Origin of the sequence: Mesorhizobium sp. M7A.F.Ca.US.006.04.2.1 (genome assembly GCF_004022915.1) — a bacterium.
GTDB lineage: Bacteria > Pseudomonadota > Alphaproteobacteria > Rhizobiales > Rhizobiaceae > Mesorhizobium > Mesorhizobium ciceri.
The window spans coordinates 1-3,817 of sequence record NZ_RZQA01000634.1; the positions used below are offsets into that span (position 1 = coordinate 1).

General features: G+C 63.2%; 4 protein-coding genes and 1 pseudogene. 2 read left to right on the plus strand and 3 right to left on the minus strand.

The annotated features are described in order from the left end of the window. Window positions 1-84: 84 nt before the first annotated feature. Both EN925_RS26905 and betI read right to left on the minus strand, forming a co-directional pair. On the minus strand, window positions 85-843 hold the full coding sequence (locus tag EN925_RS26905) for an SDR family oxidoreductase (protein ID WP_127388429.1): 759 nt from the start codon (window positions 841-843) through the stop codon (window positions 85-87). A 123-nt stretch (window positions 844-966) separates the two neighbouring features. After that, a complete protein-coding gene (betI, locus tag EN925_RS26910) occupies window positions 967-1,605 on the minus strand; it encodes a transcriptional regulator BetI (RefSeq protein WP_024505714.1) in 639 nt (212 codons plus the stop codon). Between the two features lie 81 nt (window positions 1,606-1,686). Here betI and choX point away from each other — a divergent pair, with 81 nt between their 5' ends. After that, complete coding sequence (choX, locus tag EN925_RS26915; protein WP_127369955.1) at window positions 1,687-2,625, plus strand: choline ABC transporter substrate-binding protein; 939 nt, start codon at window positions 1,687-1,689, stop codon at window positions 2,623-2,625. A gap of 8 nt (window positions 2,626-2,633) precedes the next feature. Further along, entirely contained in the window at window positions 2,634-3,446 is an 813-nt protein-coding gene (locus EN925_RS26920; protein WP_127385482.1) for an alpha/beta hydrolase, read from the plus strand. A gap of 82 nt (window positions 3,447-3,528) precedes the next feature. Here EN925_RS26920 and EN925_RS26925 read toward each other — a convergent pair. Next, window positions 3,529-3,817 (minus strand): annotated as a pseudogene (locus EN925_RS26925) (NIPSNAP family protein); the annotation flags it as partial.

Genomic DNA, 3,817 nt, shown 5'->3' on the forward strand with positions numbered 1-3,817 from the left:
GGTCCTGGAGGCGGTAGGCGTACTTGGATTTGTAGAAAGTGGCGTCGCAGAAAATGTCGGCGCTTGGCGTGGCGCCCGGACGGATCAGCCCGCAGTATAACCACCGTCGACGGAGAAGACCCCGCCGCTGGTCCAGGCCGCCTCGTCGCTAGCGAGGTACACTGCGATGCCCGCCAGATCGTCGGGGCGGCCGATTCTGCCAAGCGGATAGCTGCGCTCGACATAGACTTTCAGCTCGGCCTTTGCCTCGGCCGGCAAATTGTCGACGGTCTTGCGTCGCATGGCGGTGTCGACAGTGCCGGGCGCGATGGCGTTGACGCGGATGCTGCGCGGGCCGAGTTCGAAGGCCAGCGATTTGGTCAGCGAGTTCAACGCGCCCTTTGACAGGGAATAGAGGCTCGAGGGCCGCTTCGGGATCATCTTGTTGGCGAAATAGGACGAGATGTTGATCACCGACGCGCCGGCCGCCAGATGCGGCAGCAGACCCTGCGTGAGGAAGAACACCGCCGTCACATTGAGCGCGAAGGATTGTTGGAACTGCGCCTCGCTGACGGTCTCGAACGGCACCAGGAAAGCCACCCCGGCATTGTTGACGAGAATATCGAGCGGCCTGCCGGATTCTTTGACGTGCTCGCCGACGGCCGCAATGCCGGCCGATGTGGCAAGATCGGCCGACAGCGTCTCGATAGTGCCGCCGAGCTGCTTATGGGCGGCGTCGAGCTTTTTGGTGTCACGGCCGACGATCAGGACGTCCGCGCCCTCGCGCGAAAAGGCCTCGGCGATCGCCAGGCCGATACCGTCCGACCCGCCGGTAACCAGCGCGCGCTTGTTGTGAAGTCTCATCGGATGCTCCGAGATTTCTGCGTCGTCGAGAGCACCGTATAGTGGCGGCCAAGGTCAAGCCGTCAGCCTATCCCACAGTATGAACTTCGACCGCTGCCACCCGGCAGGCCGGCCGAGGCTGGTTTAAGCGCCGGCGGTCGCAAGCTCCCCCAAAGCCAGCCGTCCCGCGACATAATTCTTGACCTGGCGGACAGCCTGTTCGCGCGACACACTGCCCGGCTGCAGGCCGAGCCGCAACCAAAGCCCGTCGATCAGCGCGGTGACGCCAAGCGCGATGTCGTCGGCATCTCCGGGCGAGGCGAGGCCGCGCAGGCCCGACAACAGGTTCGAGCGCATGCGCGCATGGATCACCCTCTGGATACGAGCCATCTTCTCGTCGCGCGGCACCTCGGCGCAGAGCGACAGCCAGGCATGGCAGAGAGGCGGCTGGAACAGATGCTCCTCGAAATTGCCCTCGATCACCGCATCCATGCGCTCCATCGGTGTCTGCGCCCGGCGAAGCCGCGCGATCACCGCCTGGCACAGGACGGCGTTTGCCTCACGCATCGCGTGCTCGAACAATTCCTGCTTGTTGCGGAAATAGTGCAGCACGATGCCCTTGGAGGCACCGGCCTGCGCCGCCACCTTTTCCAGGGTCGCGCCGGCAATGCCCTCGCGCTCCAGCACCGCGAAGGCCGCCTGCCGCAATTCCTTGCGGCGGATCTCACTGAGACGCTTGAGTTTCACGGCATCGGTCCATGCATGTCGAATCCACGTTGACATCTTCGTCCGTTCAGATCAAGAATTGACCCATGGGACAATAAAAAGACCGATTGGTCAATTTTGTGGACGAGGAGAACCGAAATGTTGCGCATCCTTGCAAATGGCGTCTGCCTTGCCGGCCTCATGTTGGCCACTCATGCGGCCCAGGCGGCCGAGGCCGAAGAGTGCAAGACGGTCCGCATGGCCGAACCCGGCTGGAACGACCTTGCCTTCACCACAGGAGTCGCAAATGTCCTGTTGGAGGCGCTTGGCTATCAGCCGCAAAGCCAGGTGCTCGGCATCAACGTCATCTACGAGGGCATGAAGAACAGGGACCTCGACCTGTTCCTGGGCTACTGGGACCCGGCCATGGTCACCTATTACGAGCCCTACAAGAAGGACGGCTCGGTCGAGAATGTGCGCGTCAATCTCGTAGGCGCCAAATACACATTCGCCGTGCCGACCTATGTCTGGGAAGCCGGCGTCAAGGACATTTCCGACCTGCACAAATTCGCCGACAAATTCGGCAAGAAAATGTACGGCATCGAGCCCGGTTCAAACCAGTTGATGATGGACGCTATCGCCGATCCCGCCTTTGGCCTGGACGGCTGGCAGGTGGTCGAATCGAGCGAAGCCGGCATGCTTTCCGAGGTCGGCTACGAGATCAAGGAGAAGCAGTTCATCGTCTTCCAGGGCTGGGCGCCGCACCCGATGAACACGATGTACGACTTCAAATATCTGACCGGCGGCGACAAGTTCTTCGGCCCGAATTTCGGCGCCGCGACGGTGACGACGCAGGTGCGCAAGGGCTATCTGCAGCAATGCCCGAACGTCGCACAGTTCTTGAAAAACCTCGCCTTCGACATCGATTTCGAGAATGTCGGCATGGGTTATCTGATCAATGACGGCATGAAGCCGGAGGACGGCGCGCTGAAGGCAATCACGGCCAACAAGAGCCGTCTCGATGCCTGGCTCGCCGGTGTCACCACCTTCGACGGCCAACCCGGCCTTGCCGCGGTCAAGGAAAAGCTCGGCCTGTGAGGGCGGCGGTGCTGAATGCCTGCGCGAACCAGGACGGCTGGGCCGGCCGCAAGCAGTTCGTCACTGTCGGCAATCTCGACATCGCCTATGTCGAGATAACAGGCGCCGAGCCGGCACTGCTGTTGGTGCACGGCTTCACCGACACCAGCCGCAGCTTTTCGCTTCTGGCGCCCTATCTGGCCGGCCGCCGTCTGATCATGCCGGATCTGCGCGGCCACGGCGCCTCGCAGGCCGGCAAAGGCTGCGGCATAGCCGATTTCGCCGACGATATTGCCGGGCTGATCCTACGCTTGCGGCTCGACCGGCCGCTTGTCGTCGGCCATTCGCTGGGCGCCATGGTGGCCATCGCATTGGCAGGGCGACACAGGGAGCTGATTGGCGGGCTGGTGGTGCTGGCCGGCACGCTAAAGCCCGATTTCGCGCCGGATCATCCGCTGGTCGCGGGCGTCGAGGCGCTGCGCGACCCGATATCGCCGGCCGATCCGTTCTACGCCTGGTGGCATGCCTGCAGTCCCGACGTGCCTCCAGCCTTTCTCGCCGGCTTGGCGAGAGACGCGTCGGCATTGCCGGCGCCGCGCTGGCGCGCGATTCTCGAGGAAATCCGCCGCGCCGATCTGAGCGATGCGGCGCGGGCCGTGCAGGCCCGGACGCTGATCATTGCCGGCGCCTGCGACCCGCTGTTCGGCGAGGCGCACCAGCAGGCGTTGCAATCCGCTCTTGCCGGAGCCGTCTTCGTCCGGGCCGAGAGCTGTGGCCACAACCCGCATTGGGAAGACCCGGCCCTTGTCGCCAAGACCATCGTCGAGGCATTTGAAGTCTGATGCATGTCGCCCAAAAGTGGCCCCGGTTTTGGGAGAACGACATGCACAAAAAAGGATCTATTCCTAAGCGCGTCGACGCGCTTTAGGAATAGATCCCGACCAGTGATTGCGATGTCGGCGACAGCCGCAAGGTCTCCGTGGGTTTGGTCAGGCCGGGTTGCGCGGCCCGCCAAAAATCCTGCCATGCCGGCGAGGCGGCAAGCGCGGCCTTGTGGCGGGCATGCGCTTCTGTGCTGGCAAAACCCATGACGCTGATGAAGACGTTTTCGTCAGCCCGTACCGGCAGGCGCGGAAAATTGTTTTCGGCAGGCTCGGTCACGAACGCGGCGAGCAGGCGTGCGTCGGCTGTCATCAGGCACGCCGTCTCAATC